This window comes from Phaeodactylibacter luteus (assembly GCF_007993045.1).
In the GTDB taxonomy this organism is placed as follows: domain Bacteria; phylum Bacteroidota; class Bacteroidia; order Chitinophagales; family Saprospiraceae; genus Phaeodactylibacter; species Phaeodactylibacter luteus.
In genome coordinates this window covers 1-22,836 of record NZ_VOOR01000021.1, presented here as the reverse complement: position 1 = coordinate 22,836, position 22,836 = coordinate 1, and the positions used below count along the sequence as shown (strand labels likewise).

16 protein-coding genes and 1 other RNA gene are annotated in these 22,836 nt (G+C 55.4%); 2 read left to right on the top strand and 15 right to left on the bottom strand.

The features are described 5' to 3' along the window. Positions 1–2: 2 nt before the first annotated feature. From pxpB to FRY97_RS11320, 3 genes are all read right to left on the bottom strand, one after another. Positions 3–644, bottom strand: a complete 642-nt coding sequence (gene pxpB / locus FRY97_RS11330) for a 5-oxoprolinase subunit PxpB (protein WP_147167647.1) — start codon at positions 642–644, stop codon at positions 3–5. Further along, complete coding sequence (locus FRY97_RS11325; RefSeq protein ID WP_147167646.1) at positions 634–1,356, bottom strand: 5-oxoprolinase subunit PxpA; 723 nt, start codon at positions 1,354–1,356, stop codon at positions 634–636. The genes pxpB and FRY97_RS11325 overlap by 11 nt, the downstream gene beginning before the upstream one ends. A 577-nt stretch (positions 1,357–1,933) precedes the next feature. Continuing rightward, a complete protein-coding gene (locus FRY97_RS11320; RefSeq protein ID WP_147167645.1) occupies positions 1,934–5,251 on the bottom strand; it encodes a hypothetical protein in 3,318 nt (1,105 codons plus the stop codon). Between the two features lie 210 nt (positions 5,252–5,461). Here FRY97_RS11320 and FRY97_RS11315 point away from each other — a divergent pair, with 210 nt between their 5' ends. Continuing rightward, entirely contained in the window at positions 5,462–6,412 is a 951-nt protein-coding gene (locus FRY97_RS11315) for a phosphoribosylaminoimidazolesuccinocarboxamide synthase (RefSeq protein WP_147167644.1), read from the top strand. 180 nt (positions 6,413–6,592) lie between these two features. On the opposite strand, the gene FRY97_RS11310 is transcribed toward FRY97_RS11315, so the two are convergent. The 5 genes from FRY97_RS11310 to FRY97_RS11290 form a co-directional block, all read right to left on the bottom strand. After that, entirely contained in the window at positions 6,593–9,157 is a 2,565-nt protein-coding gene (locus FRY97_RS11310) for a hypothetical protein (RefSeq protein ID WP_147167643.1), read from the bottom strand. Between the two features lie 68 nt (positions 9,158–9,225). Further along, a complete protein-coding gene (locus FRY97_RS11305; protein ID WP_147167642.1) occupies positions 9,226–9,993 on the bottom strand; it encodes a hypothetical protein in 768 nt (255 codons plus the stop codon). Positions 9,994–10,424: 431 nt separating this feature from the next. Further along, positions 10,425–10,655 (bottom strand): hypothetical protein, encoded by a 231-nt coding sequence (locus tag FRY97_RS11300; RefSeq protein ID WP_147167641.1) that lies wholly within the window; start codon positions 10,653–10,655, stop codon positions 10,425–10,427. A gap of 208 nt (positions 10,656–10,863) precedes the next feature. Continuing rightward, on the bottom strand, positions 10,864–12,069 hold the full coding sequence (locus tag FRY97_RS11295; protein ID WP_147167640.1) for an NAD(P)-dependent oxidoreductase: 1,206 nt from the start codon (positions 12,067–12,069) through the stop codon (positions 10,864–10,866). 615 nt (positions 12,070–12,684) lie between these two features. Next, complete coding sequence (locus tag FRY97_RS11290) at positions 12,685–13,653, bottom strand: ketoacyl-ACP synthase III (protein ID WP_147167639.1); 969 nt, start codon at positions 13,651–13,653, stop codon at positions 12,685–12,687. Positions 13,654–13,847: 194 nt separating this feature from the next. Between FRY97_RS11290 and ssrA the strand changes: the two genes are divergently transcribed. After that, positions 13,848–14,226, top strand: a transfer-messenger RNA (tmRNA) gene (ssrA, locus tag FRY97_RS11285). A 74-nt stretch (positions 14,227–14,300) separates the two neighbouring features. On the opposite strand, the gene FRY97_RS11280 is transcribed toward ssrA, so the two are convergent. The 7 genes from FRY97_RS11280 to FRY97_RS11250 form a co-directional block, all read right to left on the bottom strand. Then, on the bottom strand, positions 14,301–17,447 hold the full coding sequence (locus FRY97_RS11280) for a hypothetical protein (protein ID WP_147167638.1): 3,147 nt from the start codon (positions 17,445–17,447) through the stop codon (positions 14,301–14,303). 24 nt (positions 17,448–17,471) lie between these two features. Further along, positions 17,472–17,981 carry a hypothetical protein gene (locus FRY97_RS11275; RefSeq protein ID WP_147167637.1) on the bottom strand — a complete coding sequence of 170 codons (510 nt, stop codon included), beginning with the start codon at positions 17,979–17,981 and terminating at the stop codon, positions 17,472–17,474. 4 nt (positions 17,982–17,985) lie between these two features. Further along, a complete protein-coding gene (locus FRY97_RS11270; protein ID WP_147167636.1) occupies positions 17,986–18,681 on the bottom strand; it encodes a hypothetical protein in 696 nt (231 codons plus the stop codon). 110 nt (positions 18,682–18,791) lie between these two features. Beyond that, complete coding sequence (locus tag FRY97_RS11265) at positions 18,792–19,193, bottom strand: SET domain-containing protein (protein ID WP_246141693.1); 402 nt, start codon at positions 19,191–19,193, stop codon at positions 18,792–18,794. 6 nt (positions 19,194–19,199) lie between these two features. Further along, positions 19,200–20,261 (bottom strand): VOC family protein, encoded by a 1,062-nt coding sequence (locus FRY97_RS11260; protein WP_147167635.1) that lies wholly within the window; start codon positions 20,259–20,261, stop codon positions 19,200–19,202. A gap of 190 nt (positions 20,262–20,451) precedes the next feature. After that, positions 20,452–21,324 (bottom strand): dTDP-4-dehydrorhamnose reductase, encoded by an 873-nt coding sequence (rfbD, locus tag FRY97_RS11255; RefSeq protein ID WP_147167634.1) that lies wholly within the window; start codon positions 21,322–21,324, stop codon positions 20,452–20,454. Positions 21,325–21,906: 582 nt separating this feature from the next. Beyond that, complete coding sequence (locus FRY97_RS11250; RefSeq protein ID WP_147167633.1) at positions 21,907–22,785, bottom strand: pirin family protein; 879 nt, start codon at positions 22,783–22,785, stop codon at positions 21,907–21,909. Positions 22,786–22,836 lie beyond the last annotated feature (51 nt).

The following is a 22,836-nucleotide window of genomic DNA, read 5'->3' as shown; positions in this document are numbered from 1 at the left end:
CTCTAAACTGCTTTAAACTTCACCCGGTCGCCGGGCTTTAGCAAAAACGGGGGGTCAGCAGCAGGGTCGAAGACCGGCAGCTGAGCTTTTCCGATCAACTGCCAGCCACCGGGGGCGCTTACCGGGTATATTCCGGTCTGCCCACCGGCAATAGCTACAGACAAGGGCGGCACCGACTGACGGGGGATGGCCTTCCTTGGGCAGTGCAGAGCGCTGGGCAAAGGCCCAAGGTAAGGGAAGCCGGGCAGGAAGCCCAGCATAAAAACTTGATAAGTTTGCTCGGTATGCAGGGCGACCACCTCCCGGTGAGCCAGCCCGGTCAGGCGCATGACCTCTGCCATATCGGGGGCAGCGGCCATGGAATAATCTACGGGGATGGCCACCTCCCGGGAAGGCCGTGGCACAGTGCTGCCCAGCTCTCTGTAAGCCTGATGAATGGCCGCTGACAGTTCATGCAATTGCCTTTGCCGTGGGTGAAAGCGGACCAACAGGGTACAATAAGCAGGGGTACAGCCCTCCACGCCGGCCCAACGGCAGATCAGCTCTGCCATTTGGTGGACTTCCCCGTTCAGGGCAGCAGAAATGCGCTGCGGCCAATTGATGAGCAGTGCCCTTTGGCCATAGGGGGTGATCTCAATCGCCATCAGGAAGCGGATTGCCCCTTTCCTGTGCGCTATGCAAAGCCTGAAGGATGGACAGCGCGGCCGGGTTGTCGCCATGAACACAATAACTTTCTATGCCCTGCCCTTGCAGCGCTTGGACTTGCCGTACCGCCTCCTCTGGCTCAGACAATACCGCACCTGGTGCTGTACGGGGCACAAGCCGGCCTTCCGGGGTATAGCGGCGGTCGGCAAAACCTTCCGGGATAAAGCCTATACCTGCAGCGGCAGCCCAGCCTTCTAGCGGGCTGCCAGCCAGCCCCATCACCGGCAGGCGCGCCCGGGGCAATGACCGCAGCGCTTCCAGAAATGGCAGGGCCACTTCCTCCTCAAAAGATACAGCGTGGTAGAGCGCGCCGTGGGGCTTTACGTAAGCTAACCGGCTGCCGGCTGCCTCCACCATCCCCCCAAGGGCACTGACCTGATATTGCACGAGCGCAATGAGCTCTCCCTCCGGCAAAGCCATAGGGCTGCGCCCAAAGTTGGCCCGGTCTGGATAAGAAGGGTGAGCACCGATGCGGACATGATGCTTAATGGCCAAACGGATGGCCTCTTGCAGAAAAACCGGGTCGCCACCGTGGAAGCCACAGGCAATATTGCAAGAAGTCAGGTAGGGCATCAGGGCTTCATCCTGCCCCACCGGATGCTCGTGGGTAGACTCCCCAACGTCTGCGTTCAAATCAAAAGAAATAGCCATCGTCTTGATTTTCTGAAGGTTGAAAGGCTCATAAAGCGTGTGTGCCCCCCAAAAATAAGATAAGTAGTTAAGAGCCAAAAAAATTGCCCATCGGCCTAGCGCTGCGCAGGGGTATAAGCCCGATAGGGCCGAGCGGATAGCGAGCCCCGTAGCATAGCGGCTCCTGCCCGCTGGCAGGAGCAGGCCCCGCCCTTGTAAACTAGCTTAAAAACAAAAAACTGCAATTTTCCGCCCAGAAGGCCAGAACCCCAAACAGGCTCTTTTGAATATCAAGGGTTTATGCCCGCTTGCTCTGCCAGCATGGCCGGCAGGGTTCTATCGAAGCCGATATAGTTGAGTTTAGCGGGCTAAATTAAAATTTAGCGAGGGGCTATGCTCATAAAGCATGGGGCGACAATGGCTAACAAGCCCAATACGTGCTGAGTTCTTCCCCTTCGCTATGGCGATGTGCCTCGGGCAATGTTTCAGGAAACGGGCCTGGCACTCGCAGCAGCTTCTGATCAGCTTATAAAAAGTAAGGGGGAGCAGCAGTTATACCTCTGCGCCCCCCCCTTACTTATCTCAAGATCAAACCCGGTTATTTCTTGACAACAGGGTAAAGTGTCTGTAGGCCATCAAACCAAAGGTAATAGGTGCCCGCAGGCAGGTTAAAGAAAGAGACCGGCCCTCGGGTCGTCTCTCCATAAGTCACGAGCTGCCCGTGACGTGCCACCTGCCCCTGAGCTGTGACAATCCGGTAAGGCAAGAAGCTAACGCCCTTCAAGCCCTTAATGGAGACCTCCACAAACCCCTCGGTGGGGTTGGGGGCAATCTTTACCGAAGTGCCATAGAATACAGAGCGGGCATCAGAAACAAAATCCACCTCTACCAGCAGCTCCCGTTCGCAGCCCAAATCGTCACGTACCGTAATCACATAACTACCGGGGGCCAAGCCTTCAAAAAGGTTGGACTCCTGTACCGGCCCATTGTCTAGCTGGTAAGAAATACCGCCCTGAGCACCAGAAACATTGACCAGGATACTGCCTGTAGGGCTCTCGTCCTCATCGGTATCCGGAGTGACTTCTGCCGTCAGTTGAATCGCGCAGGTGGGCACCAATATCTCGGCCTCAGCGGTACAGCCATTGAGGTCTTGCACAAGGCAAGTATAAGTACCACCTGCAAGGTTGTTGAAAACCGGGCTGCTCTGGAATGAAGCGCCCCCGTCGATGCTGTATTCAAAATCGCCTATGCCATTGTCTGCGCTCAATATAATGCGGCCATCTTCTGCCCCCGGCTCCGACTCGTTCTCTGCGGAAGCTTCCAATGCCAGGGTACACTCAAAGGGGAGACAGAAAGGGAGGGTTGTGGAGGCCCCAAAATTGATTTCGCCTAAAAGCGCCAAGACGTTGCCCTCTTCATCTACAATCTGTGCATTGCCGGGGGGAGGGCCGATAAGCCCATCTCCGAAGCTGTCAAACAAACGGAGGGTATAACAGCCATCGCGCAAGCAGAAATCAGCCGTTTCCAATACGAGATCCGTGAAATAAGGCCCGCCTGTAGCCACCTCCTGCCCGTTCTCGTCCACCAGGGCCCAAGTCGTCTCTTCTGGGTAAACGTCGGTATTGAGCAGGAAGCTTACCCCTTGCCCGGAGAGCGCTGCCTCAAAGGTCAGTTCCCGGCTATCGTTGGCAGGGTTTTCATCCACTACCCCATTGGGGAAGCCAACGCTGAACGCCAGCTCATTTGGCCCATCCAGCAGCGGCCCAACCTCTACTACGATGTCTGCGGTCTGCCCCGGCGCCAAGCTGCCAGACCAATTGATATCGGGCTGCACCTCACCGTTCAGCCCATAAGAAATGAAAGCAGAGGTGAGGGTATCCACGCCTTCGTTGATAATGGACAGGGTAGTCAAGACAGAGGAATCGCAAACGACACTGCCCAGCCATTGTATATTCGCTATGCCCACATCGTTGCGCGGCAGCTGTGTGACCACAGTGCGAAGGGTGTCGTTGAACAGCGCGGTATCCAGGGGGTGGGCGGTGATGAGCGTAAACTCGTAATTGCCCAAGGCAGATAAATCAACGGTAGGGGCAAAGGTATGCAGATAGGTGCTGTCTGCAGGGATCGTATCTGTAATGAGCTCCTCCACCAAAGGGCCATCTTCGAACTGGTAGAAAACCTGAATATCTGACATCGGTTTGTAGCCATAATTACGGACCACTACCTGTACCTCCTCCGTAGCGGTCAGGTAGCCAGAATTCCGGGGAGCAGCAAGGGCTGCTACGCCTACGTCATTGGAATCGCGGCGAATGGTAGCAGACATGATCTTTGTGCCCCAGTCGCCATTGGCGCGCATGTATTCGCCGGTGAACCAAAAGCTGTTTCCGGTCAGGGGGTCTACTGACATAGAAGCATAGTCGCCCCACCGGGCGCCCTGCTGTGAGCTCAAGCCTTCTGCAAATTCATATTCTTCGATGGTCATTTGCCCTAGGGGGTCGTTTGCCAGGCGGCCAGTGTAGCGCAGGGAAAGGTCGCGGCCCGGCCCGCCTACGGAGTAAGCCATGAAAATATTGCCGTTGAAATCCATTGCGATGCCACCTGCAAACCGGCTCAGCCCATCGTCTTTGCTGAATGTCCCCTCCTGGTATAGGCTCCAAGGAGCTTCAGGGCTGTCGCGGCGCAGTTCCATCCATCGCAGGCCAGCACGGTCGGCCCCATCCACATCCACTGCAAAATGGAGGACAATGGACTCATAGGAGCCAAAGTTGAGGTAAGGCACCCGGTGCAGAATGATTTCCTGCAGCCCGTCGACGCGCTGCCCATTGGGCTGCTCTATGCAATCGAAGAAAGCCCCATTGGGGCAAATGTTGGAATCAAACGCCCCCCCAATGAGATCGGTAGGGCCAGAAGCAAAGCTGTTATCGGGGTTGTTCCAGTCGAGCACGATATCCCAGATCTCTACTTTATCTTGTCCGCCCTCCCAGGCGTCATCGTACATGCGCACCACATGGCCAGGGCTGCCAGGCGGTGGAGGGGTATTGCCGTCCCAGTCAACTGGGGTGGCCACCTGAAAGCCGCCGCCGCTGAACTTTGGGATGCCCAGGCGCTGCACGCCAGCTTCTTCCCCCTCCAACATAGCGGCCCGCTCAAGAGCATAGATGGGGATGTTATCGCCGCCTTCGTTGGTAGTTACCAGGTAGGCGTTGTGCCAGATGGAGTATTTGGGGTAATCCGGGAAGGAAGGCGTTTGGAAGCGGTAAGCGTACCAGCTGCCAGTGGGGTCAGCCGTTTGTGAAACGGCCACAAGCAAAGAGTTGCCGCCAAAATCCTGGAACTCAGAAATCAGCCAGCGGCCGGCCGCCTGATCCCAAAGGACGATGGGGTCGCCCAATCCGCTAGCGCCAAATTGGGACCACAGCATATTCAAGGAAGGCAGTGTGAAAGTCAGGTTGCCCTCATTATCGTAAATAGTGAGGATCGCCCCGCCGCTGGCATTGGCCATTTGGATGTAATGCTCGCCGTTGTGGTCGCCACAGGGGTCGGGAGGAGAGACGCCGCCCACCAAGTCCCGGTCTACACCTTCCGCGACGATGCGGGGCTCGACCAAGAGGTTTTGTGAGCGCTGCCCCGCCTCTACCGCTAAGGGGTCGGGGCCAAAGGGCCGGGCAGAGGCTTCTGCATGGCGCGGCACACGCTGCCGCTGCGTGAAGTTGGGGATGGTTTTAGGGACCACTTGCCGGAGCTTCGCTTTGCTGGTGCGCGTGAAGGCATGCTCGCCGGCCAGCACTGAGAGGGGGCGGCTTGTGCCGAGGAACTGGGCTTGCCCGGCCTCTGCCGGATAAGATTGAACCTGAGCGGAGGCAGAAAGCCATAAGCAACAGGCAAAGAAGAGAAGGAAGCTAAATTTCATTTTCATACCAATCGATATTTTGATAATGATGATGGGGTTGGGCATTGCCCATTTATGGACTGAAGGTAAGCCCTTCCCGCTTTTTTCTGGCCAGACGATGAGCCCGAAAATGGCAAGGCCCGTTGCGATACGCAAAAATTCAATAACAAAAGCCCTTGCCCTTATGCGGCCATTTTAAACTGCAGGCGGTACTTTTACAGCAAAATACAGATTCTCATGCCGATTGCCAACGCTATAGCAGAAACCAACTTTCAGTTGCCCGGGCAAACCGCCTTTTACCGGGGCAAAGTACGCGATGTGTACACCGTGGGCGGCCGCCTGATCATGGTCGCTTCAGACCGTATTTCCGCATTCGACCATGTGCTGCCACGGGCTATCCCTTACAAAGGGCAAGTCCTCAACCAGATTGCAGCGCATTTTTTGCGTGCCAGCGCAGACATCGTCCCCAATTGGCTAGAAGCCACGCCCGACCCCAACGTGGCTATCGGGCACGCATGCGAGCCCTTCAAGGTAGAAATGGTCATCCGGGGTTACTTAGCAGGCCATGCCTGGCGGGAGTACAAAGCTGGCAAACGGGCAATTTGTGGCGTGCCCATGCCGGAAGGCTTAAAGGAGAACGACCCCTTCCCCCAGCCGATCATCACCCCGGCTACCAAAGCAGAAGAGGGGCATGACGAAGACATCAGCCGCGAGGATATCCTGGCGCAGGGGATTGTAAACGAAGCCCACTATGTGCAGCTCGAAAAATATACCCGGGCCCTCTTCGAGCTCGGTACGGCTATGGCAGCCCGGCAGGGGCTTATTTTGGTGGACACCAAGTATGAATTTGGGCTCAAAGCCGGAGAAATCTTCCTCATCGATGAGATCCACACCCCAGACAGTTCCCGCTACTTTTATGCAGAAGGGTATGAGGAGCGTCAGCAGCGCGGGGAGCGCCAAAAGCAGCTCAGTAAGGAGTTCGTAAGGGAATGGCTGATGGCCAATGGCTTTCAGGGGCTTGAAGGGCAGACGATGCCAGATATGCCAGATGCTTTCGTAGAGGAGGTTTCTGAGCGCTACATTGAGCTCTTTGAGCACATTACCGGCCAGCCTTTCGAACGGGCGGACACCTCCGCCATAGCCCGGCGTATTGAAGGGAATGTGATGAGCTATTTAGCCCAAGGGTAAGCCTGTGCCAAAGGGCCGCATACTAAACTGTCGCAAGTATTCAGGCTTCATCGGCTTAGGGGGAGACCGGCCTAGCGCTGCGGAGGGGTGGGAAGCCCGATAGGGCCGAGCGGATAGCGAGCCCCGCAGCATAGCGGCACCTGCCGCGAGGCAGGGGCAGGCCCCATCCCGCTACTGCTGCTAAAAGTACCAGGTGAAACCAACGACAGCGTATCCGGGGAACACAGGGTAGGCCCGTTCGATAGAGCCATTAGGCATGTAGGTGGCTTCCATCCTTTCGCGGTTTGCTAAATTGAGCAAATTACGGCCTTGAACTGCCAACTTCCAGTTTGCATTCATCCTGAAAGAAAGGTCAACATCCCAAGCCAGCCAGCTTGTCCGGTTGCCCCCTGCGCCCTGCCAACGATGTGCAAAGGCTGTACTCGCACTCCAACTATTATACCTGTAGACCGTTTTCAGCGAGCTTTCAAAAGTTTTAAAGCTAAGCTCCTGCCCTAAGATGCTTTGCCGGACCAACTGGAAATCAAATCGGCTTATCAGCTCCCATTTTTGCCACTTTGTCCAAGTCCAGCTCCCTCCTGACCGGACCAGCGTACGGGCCAAAGGGGCCTCCTGAGCTCCAAAGATTGCCCAGCCATTATCCTTGGCGATGAATGTGTTGGCAATAAGCCTTGATTTATCGCTTTGCCAGATCGTAAAAGCTTGTAAGCTGTACTGATGCGTGCGCTGAGTCTGCCGCCATTCATTTAGGATGATCCCGTTAGTGGGGATAGACGCCACCGCGATGGCCCCATCTAATTGGGAGAAACCAAAGTTGACAATATATTTCAAGCCAGATGCCGAAAAATCCCTTGAAAAAGTAAGTGCCCATTGGTTTTGCAACTGTACATGCCCATTTTGCAATGCAGAGGAAAAACGGACTTGAGGCTCTGCAGCCAAATGAGGCTTAAAAAGCTGACTGCTCCCGAACCAGAACAGCTTCCTTTCAAAGCTGCCCCCTACCCGGTGAGCACCTTTATACTTCCACCTAAATAATATAGCGGGCAAAAAGGTATGGGCCGGCTCCTCTCCTCCTCCTGCTGCTTTGCCTTGCCCGAAGTAAACCTGCCCGAGCTTGACCCTTAAATCAGTTTTCCTCCATTCGTGCTCACTGCGAAGCGCGTGCATGAAGGACCGGGCCAATAACGTTTGCCCATCAGATAAGGGGCTCCCTAGTGGCTCCGCTGCACGGGCACTAGCTTTGAACTGCCCCTTTTGCCAACGTGCACCTCCGGCCCATTTCAGGGAATGGCTGCCTTTTTCCCAGCGCAAGGACAACATTGATTCAGACCACTGCTGAGCTAAAACTGCTGTCTGATGAAAAGTAAAAGAGGAATCCAATGCTGGTAAAAGGCTCCCCGAATTGAAGCCCGTTGCGCTTGTATGGCTACGAATGCCAAGCGCCTGACTAGACTCAAAGACGACCCCATGTTTGGCTCGAGATACGTAGCGCAGCTCGGGGCTAAGATGCCAATCACCTGTCCTTATTTTTTGGCTTTGCTCAAAAGGCTCCCCGGCAAACGCCCCACGGTCAGATTGCCGGTATAATTCTGCTTCAACAGCACCTTGAATGGAAGCCTCGAATACTTGGCCCTCTCTGACTTTAAAGGCCCAGGCATTCTCCAAACCTCCTCTCCAATAAGAAGAACGAATAGCTGCCGATCGCTCTTCCTCCACACCTCCATTGAAGTATACCCTCCGCTCCTCTCTTTGATTGAGACGGCTGCCAGCTACTGCTGTCAAATGCAACTGCTGATCCACCCTTGTGCCTAGGCTTCCATCTTTATTTATCGACAGTAAATAATCGTCATTGCGGAGAAGCCCATCTGTTGTTATCCCATGGCCTGCAATGGCCATCTCTTGTGGGTAGAGTTCAAAACCAATGTTTTTTACCTTCCTTTCTCTAGAAGTTAGGCGCCTGCCAAAGGGAGAAGTATCAGGAGTCAACGCTTCGGCGGTGTTGTTCTGCCGAAGGAATACCGCCATGCCGTCTTTTGATGTAACCCGAAAAAGCGTACCCGAAACGAGCAAACGTTGGGGGTGCCCAGCCATAGCTTTCACATTCCCCCGCCACGCGCCTTTGGCTTCTGGTTTTAGGCGAATGTTCACTGCAGTCTGCCCATCACCTTCAGCTCCAGCTAACTGATCTGCCCCACGGCTGAAACGCTCAATCACTTCTACCCCCTCAACGACCTCTGCCTGCACGCCATCGACGGCTAGTTGGTGCGCTGCTCTAACGAGGTCCTTGCCATCCAACAACAGGGCATCCACCTTCTCGTCCATGAAAAGTACATCCCCGTTTTCGTCCACTTCAATCCCTGGCAAGCGCTGCAATATTTCGCCAAGTGTTTGTTCTGTACCTAAAGTATACGCATGCAAATTGTACTTTAGGGTATCTCCAGCCCGCTTGAGGCCGATAAGCTTATCGACAACCGAAACGCCAGGAAGCTCATAGGCGATAGGCTCAAGAATAAAATGGTACTTTAGCGTATCCTGAACTAGTGTTGTGACCTGAACACTTGTATCCCGATAGCCAAAATAGCGGACGCGTACCTCGTAGGCGGTTTTTTCGTTGAGCTGAAAAAAGCAGCTACTCCTTTTTTCGTACAAACAAAAATCTTCAAGGTTTTTCCGTTCCCTATCCAACAACTGTACAGCAGCAGCCTCAGCAGCCTCGCCATTTGACAATTGGACGTCTATTTGCAAAACCTGCTGTGTGTGCCCTTTTAACCCCAAAAAGACAAACCCTAATACCAACCAAAGCCCCTGTGCCCTCATTCTTCAAAACGATCAAGCAGGGTTGGCATTGGGAGCCATTGCCCCACTACCGTGCTACCGTCAATTTTAGGCGTCTGATCATCTTGCCTGGCTTGCAGGGCTGCTTCCGAGCCAGAAAGGCCCGAAGGGGTGAAATTGGGCAGCGGCAAAGGCTCTGGGGAAGAAAGCAGGAGCCGGACAGCTTCGTAACCTTTTCCGCCGGTGCCCACCTCAAGCTTAAGGGTAAGGCCAGGGAGGCCGGTAGTTTGAACAGTGGCACCGTCAGGAAAGGGGATATCAGGTGTAAACCAAGCTCTCAATTGGCAGCCTGGGGTTTGTAGCACGGCCAATTGGCAGCTGATCCCCAATATCTCCTTACGCTCAGCCTCGTCTATTTGCCATCGCCCAGGAAGGTTTGGCGCAAGAGCTTTCTGCTCTGCCTCTCCACGGGCATGCAGCAAGTGGTGCTGCCATACCTTCTTGCCACGATAGTCCTTAAAAACCAAAGATGGGAGCAGTGCAATAGACTGCCCTTCTGCCGATGACCGCAAACGGTAAGCCTCGTTGGTACGCACCGAATAGGTAGGATAAATGTGCAGGGCATACGTAAAGTCCACTATAGCTAATGGTTTGCTCCCTCCGGGCATATCTATGGACTCACAGAGATTGAAATAATCTTTGTCTTCGTACACGATGCTTATTAAGGGGGCTCCCTGCCCTGCAAGTGGCCCGGATGCCATCACCCCTAACAAAAAAGTAATGAGCGTGAGTTTCAGGTGTTTCATCTTTCAAGTCAATTAAGCGCACGTTCGGAGCTCGCCCCTATGCCAATCAATGCTTTATCGTCCGCCAGAACCCTACCGGCCACATAGGAACAATAGCTGGGCGCCAACCAGATTGTCGTTTTTTTTGATGGGGCCTGCCCCTGCCAGCGGGCAGGTGCCGCTATGCTGCGGGGCTCGCTGTCCGCTCGGCCCCTCGCCCTACAGGCGTCGGGTCTGGCCTTCGCCCCCCCTGCGCAGCGCTAGGCCAAAGCCAGCCTAAAGCCCGGAAAGCATAAACGCCTGCGACAATTTGGTTCACGCCCCAACAGCTGGACATCAACCCTTGATTTTCAAAACGAACCTACTCCAAACAAGCACTCTGAGGTGCTTACCAGCCCCGATTGGGGATAGTAAGCACCTGTGAAAATGATCAATTTTTGTACTGATCAGGATCAGCAATCATCTCCATAACCTACAGTATGGCCGCTATCGTAAACATAAATCGTACAATCAGCCCCATCATTGACATCATACCAGCCAACGCTGTAAAAGCCATTGTCGCTTACAATGACTATCCTGGTCTCTTCCTTTTCAGGTTTGAGGTCAGCCCCCTCAGTACTGGAAGATGAAAATGGAAGTGAAATGGTTGCAAACAGGCTAAAAATTAATAGTAAGCCTTTCATAACGTGGTGTTTTTAGATGTGTTAACAATGTATGCAATTTGTTATTTTATTTGTTATTTTATTTGTTATCTTATTTGTTATTTTATTTGTTATTTTATTTTTTTAACATTTTTTTAACACTCTGCTACAGCAATCCCCCCCAACACCAACGGGCGGTGTACCATAAGCCGTACACCGCCCGTTGCCTAAAGCTCCGCTGATCTGCTCTTTACTTCCCTTCCACGTAAGGCTTCAGGTACTGAAAATGGGGCCCCAGCTGCCCGGCAGCAGCCACAGTCGCCCGCTCGATAACGGCGCTTTCGGCTTTCAAAAGCTCCGGCAGGATATGGTCTATGAACTGTTGGCCAAAAGCCTTGGACGCATCCCTGGGCAGCTCGTTGGGGAGGTTGTCTATCGTCATCATATCGACAACATTGGGGAGGTGGGGCTCCGTTTCTGCCTCCGCTACGGGGTCGTACCCAAACAGCGGCTCCGCTATCGTGGACGGGCGCAGGGTAGAAGGGATAGACGAAACCGGGGCGATATCGCAGGTGACATCTGCAATGACCTTGATGTTGAAGCCCTCTCCCCTCATTTCTGCTTTCGTAAAAAAAGCAGGGGCATCATTGTCCCAATAGATGCCATTGATCATCACATCGGCTACGGCTGCATAAGGGGCAAAAAGGCTTTGGTAGGCGGTTGGGTTACTATAAAAGTCGTTTTTGTCGAAAGGCCCCCCGTCTTTGCGCCCGGCGTAATCCTTGCAATTGAGGATGGTAAAACGGGCTTGCCGGGCTGTTGTGTGCAGGAACTCCTCTGGGGCAACTTCCTGCAGCCCCATGTCCCGCAAAACCAGAGCAGCGCCCTGCCCTACCCGGCCTGCGCCGGTCAAGACGACATTCATGGCTGGCCATTGCATAGTTTTATAGATGCTACGGGCTTCAGCATAGTCGAGGCAGTCTTTCATCCGTTTGAGGGAAAACAAGCCCGTCCGCTGCCCATAAGCCATAATCCCATTATGAGCGCCCACCATGCCTGCAAACTTGCCGAACGCGATCAGCCGCTTGCCCCGGCTGTCGGTGAGCACTTCGTAATCGATAAGGCGGATGCCTTTATCGAGCACTGCACGGAGCAGATCCCGGTTGTAGGGCTGTTCTTTTATGGTATGAGAAAAAAAGAAGTAGGTCTTATTGGGGATAAGCTGGCTGATGGGCACTTCCTTGACGCCCATGAGCACCTCGCAGCTGCTCAGGTCTTCCCGCAAAGGGACGCTCCTGTGGCGGTAGGCCTCATCCGGATAGCACCGGTTGGGGGAAGGCGCGACGGTGATGGCAACATCTGGGTATTCCTGAAGGATTTGAGCGCATTGTTCGGGGATCAAAGGCACGCGGGAATCGGGCGGTACTTTCCCTTCTCTGATGATACCGATTTTCATGGTTCTTGACAGTTTTGGTGACATAAAGGAGCCCCCAAAGCCGCTCACCGCTAAGCATTGTCGGGCTTGCCCTACGGAAGGCTTTATCCCAGCCCCCCACAGCAGGGCTGCCCCTGACCGGTCTGCTTCAGCGCGGTTCGATTAGCTTGGTTTTTCGAAAGCCCTGCCGCTATTCCGTCAAGAATGGCGTGTGGTACAGAGCGCGTTGATTTTGGCTGGGGTAAAAATAGCCAAATTGGGCAGGTTCCAAAAAAATACAAAAGGATTCAGCAACCGGCACCTCCTGATGGGGCTGGCCCCAAAGCGGCCAACGGGCCTTTTTGCTTGCCGCCATCCCCCGCCCGCCCTTGGCAGTGCCTACATCAAAATGCCGCAAGCGTTTAGGCCTTACCGGCATCAGGGTGGAACCGGACTAGCGCTGCGGAGGGGTATAAGCCCGGCAGGGCCGAGCGGATAGCGAGCCCCGAAGCATAGCGCCCCCTGCTTTCTGGCAGGGGGAGGCCCCAAAAACGACAATATGGTCTGCGCCCCCTTGGCAGTGCCCAAGAAGGCGAGCAGTTGTAAGTACCGCTTAGGCTGCCCGGGGCAATTTTTAGCGCTGGTTTTGAAAAAATGCTATGGCCAGGTCACGATGGTACCGGCATAAGACAGGCCTCCGCCAAAACCCATCATAAGCACTTTGTCCCCAGATTTGACTTTGCCTGCGCGCACGCCCTCATGTAGGGCCAAAGGGATAGAAGCAGACGAGGTGTTGCCATAGATGGAGACGCTTTCCAATGCCTTTTCCATAGGCACGCCGCTGCCTTTGCAGATGGCCTCTATGATGCGCATATTTGCGCTGTGAGGCACAAACCAGTCGATATCGTCCACTGTCATTTGGTTGAGCGCTAGCAGTTCCTGCACTTTTGCGGAAATCCGGCTGACGGCCCATTTGAACACCTTCCGGCCATTCTGGTAGATGCGGCCGCTCGCCTTGACCGGCTCCCCGTTGATCATGGTAGACTGATGGGACAGGTAAAGGTCTTGCCCCCCTTCCCCTTCTGCACCTTGCATGCACGCCCCTATATTGCCCTCTTCGGCTGCCTCTACCAAAGCAGCGCCCGCGCCATCTCCGAACAAGATACAGGATGTACGGTCGGAATAGTCGAGCACTTTGGAGAGCACTTCCGCCCCAATGACCAAGACTTTCCGGTGCATGCCCGACTCTACCATGGCTTTGCCCAGGCCAATGCCATAGGCGAAGCCAGCACAGGCAGCGGCAATATCGAGCGCGCCGGCTTGGCGTATGCCCAAGCGGTGCTGCAGGATGGCAGCTACGCTCGGCATCACATGATCGTGGGAGACCGTGGCCAACAAGATAAAGTCTACATCAGCGAGGTCTTGGCCCCAATCCCGGGCAAGGGCGCGGGCGGCGCCTTCGGCTATATCGCTAGTGTACTCATTCCTTTTGGCAAAACGCCTTTCGCGTATGCCCGTGCGGGTACGGATCCATTCATCGGAAGTCTCGATGAAATTTTCAAAATAGTGGTTGTCCACTACCTGCTCAGGGGCGTAGCCGCTGAGCGCAGTAAGTTTTGCTTGCATGTGCTGGATATTCAGAAAGACGGGGGAATATCCCCCTTTACTTTTTCAGCCTGCTTGCTGAACAGGCGGTGCAAAAATAGACCTTCCCCGCTTTTTTAAAAATATTTCCTTCGGGCGAACCATTAGGGGGGCTGCAGGTGTTTACCCTATTGTAAGTTCTTTGAAAGCTAACCTTCAGCAGCTTTCCAACCATTGGGGACGTAATGGAATCGACAGGGAAGTCAACTGATAAGTAAGCATGCCGGAGCACGATAGTTCACTCCGTTAACAAATGGCTATTGACAATTTCACATGGCAATACTCAGTATGCCATGGCTGCCTAAGACTAGGTCTTAGAAAGCCTTTGTGCCGTACGCTTGACTCCTGATACACAGCGTGCCGCATATCAACCAACCCTTCAGGATAGCAGGCTGCCCCGCTCCGTGCAGGCTGCGAAATTAAGGAGCTAAGGTTTGGACACAGGTGGGTAACGCGACCTTCCCCAAACTCGAAAACCTCAATGCGGTACTAAGCATGTAGAAGGCTTATGAGTGCTTTCGCTGGACGCGAGTTCGACTCTCGCCGTCTCCACCAGCCTTGAAAGGGCTGCACGCAGCAGAATTGCTAGTGTGCAGCCCTTTTTTTTTGCCCGGAAGCTAAGCCCGGGCCTAACGGACAAAGAGGGTCTTGATCGGCACATCCACGCCCAAGCTGATGAAAAAGCGCGTAGACTGCAGGCTGAGCTGCTCACCGTCCATATCACGGAAATGTGGCCCGTACTGTGCTCCTACCCCAGCATAAAATGGCACCTTAGGGAAGTTATAGTGCAGCTGCGCACTGGGCTTGAACACATTTTTGACTGTCAGCTCCGTATCCCCGAAAGCGGTGCCCCCTGGTACATAAGAAAACAGGCTGCCCATGTCCAATAAGCCTAGGAAAAGCGTAGCAGAGTGCCCGCCTACTTGCTTGGGCGGGCGGGAGGCGTCTTCAAATATGCGTGTACGTGGCTTGCCCAGCCGGCGGCTGATGGAAAACCCAATGGGCATAGTGGGCATGATGTTCTCAAAAGTCTCCTCTTCTCCAGTGGAAGTACGGGACCAAGTCTCTTGCCCTGCTGTAGCGCCCAGGTAGGCGTTCACCGCTACCGTCACTTTCTTTTTCCGCTTCAGGCGGGAACTGCCCGGCGGGTCCGAAATCCCCTCCAAAAGGCTTTGCACCTCATAAGATGTTTTTGCATCTACCAGTCCTGCTACGAAGTAGCCATATTCATTGAGGAAGGTCAGGAACTGCCCCATTTCCTGCTGCCCGGCCTGGTCATTTTGCAAGGCAGGCAAAATAGCACTGAAAAGCCCAAGGGTAGCGCCAATAGCTTGCTGATGGTCCTTTTGATTGAGGTAGAAGACCAGGTCAAGCGCTTTGTCTGCTACAGCAGGTATGCCCGATAATGCAGGGCGCTGCGCCGTCAAGGGCTCCAGCCGCCCGCTGGGGCTGGCCAGCAGCGGGAGCTCAAGCACCCGGTTAAGGGTGCGCACGACAAAGGATGCCTTCCGGAAAAAAGCCAGGGAATCTCTTGCCGAGGCGGTATCTGCCGCTACCTCCAGCTTTGGCAAGTCCTGCACAGTCAACTGTACCAACTGCGCCAGGCCATCGGGGGAGATGCGGCCGCTGTGGCGCACTTGCTGCATGCGCTGATACATCAGCCCCAGAAAAGCGGGCCGCAGCTCGGGGTCGTTCAGCGCACTGTCCACCTCTGCAGGCTGCACCCAGTAGTGATCCGGAGAAGCAGAGCGCAGGCAGTACATCAAATGAGAAAGGGATTCCGTAAGGAAGAGCATAGGCTCTGCATTGCGGAGCAGCTTCTTCTCCAAGGCCGCATGCTGCCGATCTATGTCTTCCAACTGACGGCTCAACCCCTGCAGCTGTTCTTGCAGGGTGTTGATCTGCAAAAGGATGCCTGCATAGGGCGTTGCTGTTTCCTGGCTCATCAGGTACATCTGCACCGGGTGGGCAGGCGGGAAACTGACCGAATCGCCAGCAATGCGCCGGTTGAGCGTTAGGAACCGGGACTCCGCCCCATTCAGCTTTTCCTCCCATTCCCGCAGCAAGGCCAGCGGGGTGAGAGCAGGGTCCTTCAGCCGGCGCACCCGCACTGCTGGGCTATTGGGGTCATACTGGTCTGCCACAATATTGGCGAGCACACCAAAAGCGAGGCCCTGCTGATAAGAGAGGCTGTCCCGCCCTGCCCAATAAGCGCGGGCCTGCGCAATGCTAGCCTTCAGGGCCTGCCTGCGGTTTTCCAACTGCCCATAGACCGCAGCTTGCAGCTCTCCGGGCAGCACCTCATATTTCCAGTCGTTGAGGCTGCGGTGGTACTGCTGCAAATCAGCTGCCCAGTCGCGTAGCAGGCTGAGCAGGGTCTGCTCCCCGTACCAAGTGCCATTCAGCTTGCGCGCCAGCTCCAGCCCGGCTGCTCTGTACTCCTCAGGGGTATGGTCTTCTGCGAAATAGCGGTCGTAAGAGGCCAGTTCCCTCAGGCCCATCAGATAGGCACTATCTAAGCGCCCTTCCAGGAGGAAAGGCAGAAAATTGAGGCGGTAGGGGTCCTCGTCCGAGCTCTCGCCCAAGAGGGCATCCAGCTGATAAGCTGGCTGGAACAGATTGTCGAATGCAGGCACTTCAGGCGCCCCCGAACGGGCAGTGATGGCTTGCAGGCTGTCTTCCAGTACAAATTCTGCTTCGTTCAAGCTCAGGTATATGCCCACCAGCTGATTGACCACCGCCCGGGCCTGCCCTACCAGCTCCTGATAGCCGGCCTGCTCTTGGCCGTTTTTGGCCAGGGCCAGGTTGAGGGCCTTTTCCTGTTCTCCGTAGTTCTCGTATATCGTCCGGTGGGTAATAGCAATAATTTCCTCAGGCGGCATATCCTGCTGCGCCATCCCGACAATGGTGTAAACAGTCAGGAGGTTATAAAGCAGGGGGTCTGCCTGCAGGGACTGAAACCGCTCATCATCCAACAGAATGACCGGCAGGCGTACGCTGAGCAGCTGCAAATCCTCATAAAATGCGGTGCGGATGCGGTCCAGGTAGCTGTGAGAGTAGCTGAAGCCGGTGCTGCTGACCTGCTCGAAAACGGTAGGGAACAAGACCTTGACCGGCGGCAGGTCGTCTTCCAGGAAGCGGTCCATAAAGTTGACGGCCACCTCCTGCTGTGCCCGCTCCAATACGAAACGGAACACGCCTTCGAGCAGCGCTTGCGTATTGACCAGCCCCGCCTGTATGTTTTGGTTGCTCTCTTCTGCTGCTACCTGCAGCTGTACCCGGCTCTCAACGGGGGGCACACTGTACCGCTGCAGCGAACGAGAAACGGAAAGGTATTCCGCCGGGCTGCCGCCGTACACCCCTTTCATCAGCTGTGTTATGCGCTGCCGGGGGGCGTGCTGCAGCAGCGCATCTTTGCTCCGATAAGCAGCAAGGGTGAGGCTATCGAACGCTTGGGATGCGTCAGAAAGCGCCTTCAACGGAAGCCAATCCGACAGCAGCGCGTTGCCCGAATAGCGTTGCGGCAGGGCCTGCAGCTGTGCTGCCGAAGGGGCTGGAGCATCAAATTTGGCGTCGTAAAGCTGTAGGATAGCAAGCATTTCGGCGTAAGCCTCAGACCGCTTGATGCCCAGCGTATCGAGCTGTGAGGGCTGCTGCAACAATTGCTTTTTCGCAGCCACCAGCCGGTGGGCGTCCTCCAAGAGGCTTTGCCCGGGCAGGGCCAGCCCTATCAGGGACAGGGCTACAATCAGTATTATGGGGTTCTTTTCCATCATCTGTAATAGGTTTAAGGCATCTGCTTACTGAAGTAGGGTGTCTTGCGGGAGCGCCTGAACGCCCTGCTCGAGCAGCCATGCATTCAAGACCTGGCAGAGCGCCTGCAGCTCTTGTGGCGTTTGGGCATCCTCCATCAGTGTTGTCAATGTCTCCAAGAATAAGGTGTGGGACTCGTTTACCGCTAAAGCTTCGCCTAGCACCTGCTCCCGGTAGGCCCGCAGGTGGGCGAGAGAGAAATCGCGGTCTGCGGCTATAGCCATATCCGAAAGCCAAAGGGAGTCGGCCGCAGCCAGGCGCCCTTCAGCCTCCCGCCAGGCCACGCGCAAATCGGACAGCTGATCGAGCGCAGCGAGGTTCCAGGCCGGAAGGGGGGCTGTAACTACCATCGAATCTACAAGCTCTTCCAGTCCGGGCGCGCGCCCTGCTTCCTCGGGCGCCCTGTTTTCAGAGGCTTTGCTATTATTTTGATTGCTGCAAGTGTAAGCCAATAGCCCTGTCAGTAGCAAGGCCGAGATAAGGGTGCTCTTTTTCATGGTTTCAAGACTTTTCTTCGGGCTCGGGCTCGGGCAGGGGCGCTGCCCGGCTGCAATGCTCGGCCACCACATCATTGAGGGTGGTGTACGCTTCTACAAAAGCCGCTACGGTAGCCGCAGATTGTATCAGGCTGTAGAGCAGCTGCATAATGCCGATGTCCGCCTCATTGGCCTGTACGGCATTTTCGCGCAATAGCTTGCGGTAATCCGCCAAAAGGCCCGTGAACCGGTCCTGTACAGCAAGAAAGGCTTCGTCCGTATCAAGAGGGTGCCCGGCTTCTATAAACTTGCGCTTGGTGTCCCGGAGCACCCGCCGGATCTTCAACAGCTCGTCGAGCATTTTGAGGTTCCAGGCGGAGGTGTCCGTAGCCTGCAGGTTGTCCTGTATGGCCGAGAGGAGCTCCTCCCGCAAATAGCGGATCAGCTTGTCCATGTGTTCCAGAAAAGGCGTTGTGGGGCCTTCCGCTGCGCGCTTCAGGGCGATGAGCTTGTGCAAGAGGGCTGTTTTGTCGTAGGCAGCCTCCTGCACCCATAGGGCTGGCTCGCTAAAGTCGCGGAAAACCGATGCCAGCTCCGACCTGGCCGCTTCAATTTCATCTGCCCCTAGCGCTTCGGTTTCCTGCGCAGTGCTCAAGTGGTTTTGGCAGGTCGTATGCGCATCCTGCAAGAGGGCAATCAATGCTTCATTTTGGGTAGGCATGGGGTTGGGAGTTTTTTCCGAAAGGGCACTAGCCCTGCTTTCCCACCTAAGGTAAGGAAAAGCCGCCAATTGCAAGCCCCTTCCTGCTCGATTCTCAGCTGCTGCCCCCGCTACCGGTCCCTGCCGGCCATAAACCAGACCTCCTCGTCATCCTCAGGGTCGCCGTTATAATTGACGGTGATCTCCGTGCCCGCTTCGATATCTTTCAGGGCAGTGAAAAGCAAGGTGCTGCCCATAAAATCGGGCAGGTACATAGCATTGGGCTCATAAGAGTGGTTGTAGAGGGAACCATAGCCCAGGGCCACTGCGCATTCCTCGTCCTCTTCCCCCCACAGGAAGTAATAATCGTACAGCCCGGTTTCGTCCAGGTATTTCAGGTGCTCGCGCGGCATGACAATGACCGGGCAAATCTCGATGATGGCCCCTTCAGGGATAGGGGCTGCTGTGAAGACCCCACGCCCGCCTAAAGGGCTCGGGGCATAGAACACGGATTCGAGGCGCTGCAGGGGCATGAGGCTTTAGTCTTTAACGCGGCTCAGGCTCATCGCCTTGATCATCCACCTTGGCAGAGGCTTGGTGGGCTTCCGCTTTTTGAGGTTGAGGTACCAGCCGAGCTTTTTCATAATCGGGACTTTATGGGTCTCCACGAATTCAATGAGGGTGCCGTCGGGGTCTTCAATATAACTGAAGCGGCCGGCGGCCTCGCCCATATCAAAGCTGTTGCTGCTGTCTACCGTAAAGGGATAGCCATGGGCTTCGCAGCGGGCCTTCAGCTCGTCCATGCCATTGACATCAAAACAGAGGTGGATGAAGCCCAGGTCGCCCCAAAAACGGCCATCATATATTTTCCGGGGCTCGCGCCCGCCGGTGACCTGTACCAGTTCTAGCTCACTGCGCCCCAGCAAAGGGGCAAAAGCGCCTGCCCGTTCAGCTTTGTGCCGGAGCAATACCCGGCGCACCGGCACCGTACCGCCCGGCAGCGCTTTAAGGCTCTCGAAAGTGCCGGTTTCGTCGTATACCATTTCATCGTAGCCGAGCACATCCCGGTAGAGGGTCAGGGCTTTACCGATATCAGACACGCCTATGACCGCCCCGTATACGCCCCCAGTCAACTGCTTGCGGTCTTGGAACCAATCGGCAGCTTCTACCACTTGGAAGATATTGCCGTAGGGGTCGCGGGCAAAGAAATTGAGGGGCCCCTGCCCTACCCTGTGTATCTCCGAAAGGCAGGCCACGCCCTGGCTCTGATAGTACTCATAAGTACGCTTCACGTCCGGGCTCTTGATCTTCCCGGAGAAGATGCCATAATCGCCTAGTTGAATATCGAAGGAGGAAGGCTGTGGCTCGCGGCTGGTGTACTGCCAGATTTCAAAACCGCCGCCGCCCTGCATATTGAGGGCCAGGATGGCATAACGGCTGCGGGGCTGCCCCCCGGTATAAGGGAGCATCAGCCCAGCTTCTGCTTTTTCTGTAAAGACGGGCACATCTGCTCCAAAAAAACGGCGGTACCACTTCCAGGCCTCGTCCGCATCTTTGACACCTACCCCAATTTGCTGAATCCCGCTGATGACATAACTCATATCGCTCGTAGTATTCTAATGTTTGGTGCACAGCCCGGCCGCAGCAGGCTGGCGTTTCAAATGCTTGGTCTCCATAATGGGATGAGCACAATAGCACGCACCCCCTGTCCGGGAGGGGGAAATTAACAGAAAAAATTTGGATGGCACGGGCAAGGGGGCGGAAAATCTGCAAGCGGTTTTGCCTGCTGCCCTAGAGCAGGGCCAGCATGCGCTTCAGATCGTCCTCCCAATGCGGGATAGGAAAACGGAAGGCCTCCCGGAAACGGCTCTTGTCCAGCACGCTGTAAGGCGGGCGGCGGGCAGGCGTGGGGTAACCGGCCGTAGGTATAGGCCGCACCGTACAGGGCACGCTGGCCAGCTGCAAGGCCTTTGAGGCCAGCCCATGCCAGCTGCACTGCCCTTCATTGCTGTAATGATAGACCCCATGCCACAGCTCCCTGGGCAGCCCCCCGAGCTGATCGGTAGCGATAAGCCGGAGGCAGGCATCCGCCAGTGAACGGGCATAGGTCGGGCTGCCGATCTGATCGTCCACAACCCTGAGCTCATCCTTCTCCTTTCCCAGGCGGAGCATCGTCTTGACGAAGTTGTGCCCAAAAGAAGAATAGACCCAGGAGGTGCGCAGCACCATCGTGGCGTCATGAGCACTGAGCACAGCTTCGTCCCCGGCCAGCTTGGTCTGTGCATAGACGCCTTTGGGCTCGGTGGGGTCGTCTTCGCGCAGCGGGCGGCTGAGGCCGTTATGGTAGACGTAGTCGGAGGAAAAATGAATGAGCCGCACAGCGTGGGCCGCACAGGCCTCTGCCAAGTTGCGGGCCGCGTCCTCGTTGATGGCTTTTGCTAGCGCAGGCTCAGACTCCGCCTTGTCCACCGCAGTGTATGCAGCGCAGTTGATACAGTAATCGAGCGCCTGCTCCTTGAACAGCCGGCTTACAGCAGCAGCTTGGGTAATATCCAGGATAGCACGGTTCGCAAAGAGGAACTGATGCCCGGGGGCGGTGGTAGCCAGCACCTGAAATTCTTTGCCCAACTGCCCGTTCGCACCGGTGACGAGTATTTTTGCCATGGGCGGTTTTTGATTTGAATGGGCCAAAGATAACAAAACTTGTGGGGCAGGCAGCGGCTGTGGGCGCCAGCCTAACCCCGTTTTTGTGGGCGTGAACCAAAATGTCGCAGGCGTTTATGCTTTTGGGGCTCTAGCCTGGCATTGGCCTAGCGCTGCGAAGGGGCGGCAGGCCTGATAAGGCCGAGCGAAGAGCGAGCCCCGTAGCATAGCGGCACCTGCCATCGGGCAGGGGCAGGCCCCCAAAAAAAAACGACAATCTGGTTTGCGCCCGTTTTTGTGGGGGCCGCCCCCGCCTAACGGCAGGGTGCCGATGATCAATATGAGGATTAGAAAGGGAAAGAAATTACCCCTGCGTTGTTAACATCGATGGTTTGTTTTTGATCGCGGGCGGCTAAAAATATTGCCTTGTGCTTTGGCGTGTATTGGTTATGTTTGTTGCTCGTTCCTGGTCAAACAGGGTTCGCTTAATGTTGACAAGATCACATTCCGCACCTAACGGCGCAGGGTAAAGGCTGCGGCTTTAGGTGACCTAGCTATTGCCCCTAGCGGTACATGCTGCACCATATCCAAATAATGCGCATTTCATCGTATAAAATCAGGAAAGGGGATGTAGGTTTCATCCCCCGGCACCTTGGGAAACTGCTTATCTACCCATTCGGCTCTGGCCTGCTTCAGGCGCTCCTTGCTGTGCGAAACAAAGTTCCACATTAAGAACCGCTCCTCAGGTAGCGGCTCGCCTCCGAAGAGCAGGATTTGCGAGTTGGCATCAAGGCAAACCTCACATTCCTCGTCCGTTTTGCTGATCAGCATTTGGCCCGCCTCCACCTTTTGCCCTTGGCTGGTGATCGATCCTTTTACGATAACAAATGCGACTTCGCCTTTGAGGTGCCCGCTCAGGTCCAGCGTCGTTTCTTCTTCTGTGAAAATATCCACCATGAAAAGGGGGGAGTAGCCCTTCAGTGGAGCCGATTGGCCAAAAGCCTCTCCGGCTACCAGCTTGATCTGCAGCGGTCCTTGTGTCCAGGAAGGGATATCTGTGCTTGGGTAATAATCAAACCGGGGCTCCATTTCTTCCTGCGCTTTAGGCAAGGCTACCCAGATCTGATACCCGTGCAGGGTGGACATCTTCCCCCGCCCATCTTGTGGGGTCCTTTCGGTGTGCGTCACGCCCCTGCCTGAAGTCATGAATCCTACATCTCCCGGTCTGATGACTTGCACACTCCCTATGCTATCCCGGTGTTCAATTTCTCCTTCAAAAAGATAGGTGAGCGTGCTTAGGCCAATATGCGGATGCTGGTCCACATCCACATAACTGCCATCGCCGATCCGGGCAGGCCCCATGTGGTCGATGAACGTAAAGGGGCCTACCTGCCGTTTCTTGCGGAAGGGCAACAGCCGGCCGACCATGAAGTTGCCAAGGTCTTTCTGGCGTTCGTCTACGATGAGTTTGTTGTTGGCCATGTCATGTTTTGTTGAGTGCTTTTACAATGGGGTGTTACCCTAAAGATATTA

What these genes read in the sequence shown, in the direction of transcription:
- pxpB (WP_147167647.1), bottom strand. Translation starts at nt 644, where the DNA reads ATGGCGATTGAGATCACCCCCTATGGCCAAAGGGCACTGCTCATCAAT.
- FRY97_RS11325 (WP_147167646.1), bottom strand. Translation starts at nt 1,356, where the DNA reads ATGGCTATTTCTTTTGATTTGAACGCAGACGTTGGGGAGTCTACCCAC.
- FRY97_RS11320 (WP_147167645.1), bottom strand. Translation starts at nt 5,251, where the DNA reads ATGAAAATGAAATTTAGCTTCCTTCTCTTCTTTGCCTGTTGCTTATGG.
- FRY97_RS11315 (WP_147167644.1), top strand. Translation starts at nt 5,462, where the DNA reads ATGCCGATTGCCAACGCTATAGCAGAAACCAACTTTCAGTTGCCCGGG.
- FRY97_RS11305 (WP_147167642.1), bottom strand. Translation starts at nt 9,993, where the DNA reads ATGAAACACCTGAAACTCACGCTCATTACTTTTTTGTTAGGGGTGATG.
- FRY97_RS11300 (WP_147167641.1), bottom strand. Translation starts at nt 10,655, where the DNA reads ATGAAAGGCTTACTATTAATTTTTAGCCTGTTTGCAACCATTTCACTT.
- FRY97_RS11295 (WP_147167640.1), bottom strand. Translation starts at nt 12,069, where the DNA reads ATGAAAATCGGTATCATCAGAGAAGGGAAAGTACCGCCCGATTCCCGC.
- FRY97_RS11290 (WP_147167639.1), bottom strand. Translation starts at nt 13,653, where the DNA reads ATGCAAGCAAAACTTACTGCGCTCAGCGGCTACGCCCCTGAGCAGGTA.
- FRY97_RS11280 (WP_147167638.1), bottom strand. Translation starts at nt 17,447, where the DNA reads ATGATGGAAAAGAACCCCATAATACTGATTGTAGCCCTGTCCCTGATA.
- FRY97_RS11275 (WP_147167637.1), bottom strand. Translation starts at nt 17,981, where the DNA reads ATGAAAAAGAGCACCCTTATCTCGGCCTTGCTACTGACAGGGCTATTG.
- FRY97_RS11270 (WP_147167636.1), bottom strand. Translation starts at nt 18,681, where the DNA reads ATGCCTACCCAAAATGAAGCATTGATTGCCCTCTTGCAGGATGCGCAT.
- FRY97_RS11265 (WP_246141693.1), bottom strand. Translation starts at nt 19,193, where the DNA reads ATGCCCCTGCAGCGCCTCGAATCCGTGTTCTATGCCCCGAGCCCTTTA.
- FRY97_RS11260 (WP_147167635.1), bottom strand. Translation starts at nt 20,261, where the DNA reads ATGAGTTATGTCATCAGCGGGATTCAGCAAATTGGGGTAGGTGTCAAA.
- rfbD (WP_147167634.1), bottom strand. Translation starts at nt 21,324, where the DNA reads ATGGCAAAAATACTCGTCACCGGTGCGAACGGGCAGTTGGGCAAAGAA.
- FRY97_RS11250 (WP_147167633.1), bottom strand. Translation starts at nt 22,785, where the DNA reads ATGGCCAACAACAAACTCATCGTAGACGAACGCCAGAAAGACCTTGGC.